Here is a 1,692-nt window from a genome sequence, read left to right as displayed (position 1 = left end):
TGTTTAAGGTGTGTCTCCACCCGATTAAACAATATCGTTGGCAGCACAACACATGTGCACTCAACCAACACACCCACAACTGTGGGCAAAATAATGCTCCTTAGAAAGGAGGTGATCCAGCCGCACCTTCCGGTACGGCTACCTTGTTACGACTTCGTCCCAATCGCCGATCCCACCTTCGACAGCTCCCTAACGAGTTTGAGCCACTGGCTTCGGGTGTTACCAACTTTCATGACGTGACGGGCGGTGTGTACAAGGCCCGGGAACGTATTCACCGCAGCGTTGCTGATCTGCGATTACTAGCGACTCCGACTTCATGGGGTCGAGTTGCAGACCCCAATCCGAACTAAGGCCGGCTTTCAGCGATTCGCTCCACCTCACAGTGTCGCTGCGCGTTGTACCGACCATTGTAGCATGTGTGAAGCCCTGGACATAAGGGGCATGATGATTTGACGTCATCCCCACCTTCCTCCGAGTTGACCCCGGCAGTCTCTCATGAGTCCCCAACCAAATGCTGGCAACATAAGACAAGGGTTGCGCTCGTTGCGGGACTTAACCCAACATCTCACGACACGAGCTGACGACAACCATGCACCACCTGTATAACGACCACAAAGGGAAACTACATCTCTGCAGCGATCCGCTATATGTCAAGCCCAGGTAAGGTTCTTCGCGTTGCATCGAATTAATCCACATGCTCCGCCGCTTGTGCGGGCCCCCGTCAATTCCTTTGAGTTTTAGCCTTGCGGCCGTACTCCCCAGGCGGGGCGCTTAATGCGTTAGCTACGGCACAGAAGACGTGGAAGCCCCCTACACCTAGCGCCCACCGTTTACGGCATGGACTACCAGGGTATCTAATCCTGTTCGCTACCCATGCTTTCGCTCCTCAGCGTCAGTTACTGCCCAGAGACCTGCCTTCGCCATCGGTGTTCCTCCTGATATCTGCGCATTTCACCGCTACACCAGGAATTCCAGTCTCCCCTACAGCACTCAAGTCAGCCCGTATCGCCTGCACGCCCGGAGTTAAGCCCCGGAATTTCACAGACGACGCGACAAACCACCTACGAGCTCTTTACGCCCAGTAATTCCGGACAACGCTCGCACCCTACGTATTACCGCGGCTGCTGGCACGTAGTTAGCCGGTGCTTCTTATACAGGTACCGTCACAAAAGCTTCGTCCCTGTCGAAAGGAGTTTACAACCCGAAGGCCTTCATCCCCCACGCGGCGTCGCTGCATCAGGCTTCCGCCCATTGTGCAATATTCCCCACTGCTGCCTCCCGTAGGAGTCTGGGCCGTATCTCAGTCCCAATGTGGCCGTCCACCCTCTCAGGCCGGCTACCCGTCGACGCCTTGGTAGGCCATTACCCCACCAACAAGCTGATAGGCCGCGAGCTCATCTTGCACCGAAAAAACTTTCCACAACTGACACTAAACAGCTGTCCTATCCGGTATTAGACCCAGTTTCCCAAGCTTATCCCGAAGTGCAAGGCAGATCACCCACGTGTTACTCACCCGTTCGCCACTCGAGTACCCCAGCAAGCTGAGGCCTTTCCGTTCGACTTGCATGTGTTAAGCACGCCGCCAGCGTTCGTCCTGAGCCAGGATCAAACTCTCCACAAAAAAATTCAGCACAAAAGCCAAAAAATCAGGCCGTGAAAAGCCCAAACCTAACAAACAGACAAACCAACCAA

General features: G+C 54.7%; 1 rRNA gene. It reads right to left on the bottom strand.

The window, feature by feature from the left end:
* Positions 1 to 104: 104 nt before the first annotated feature.
* Positions 105 to 1,621, bottom strand: a 16S ribosomal RNA gene (locus HMPREF3169_RS06985).
* Positions 1,622 to 1,692: the final 71 nt, after the last annotated feature.

It is taken from the genome of Corynebacterium sp. HMSC08C04 (genome assembly GCF_001807495.1).
Lineage (GTDB): Bacteria > Actinomycetota > Actinomycetes > Mycobacteriales > Mycobacteriaceae > Corynebacterium > Corynebacterium simulans.
This window is presented reverse-complemented; position numbering and strand designations above follow the sequence as displayed.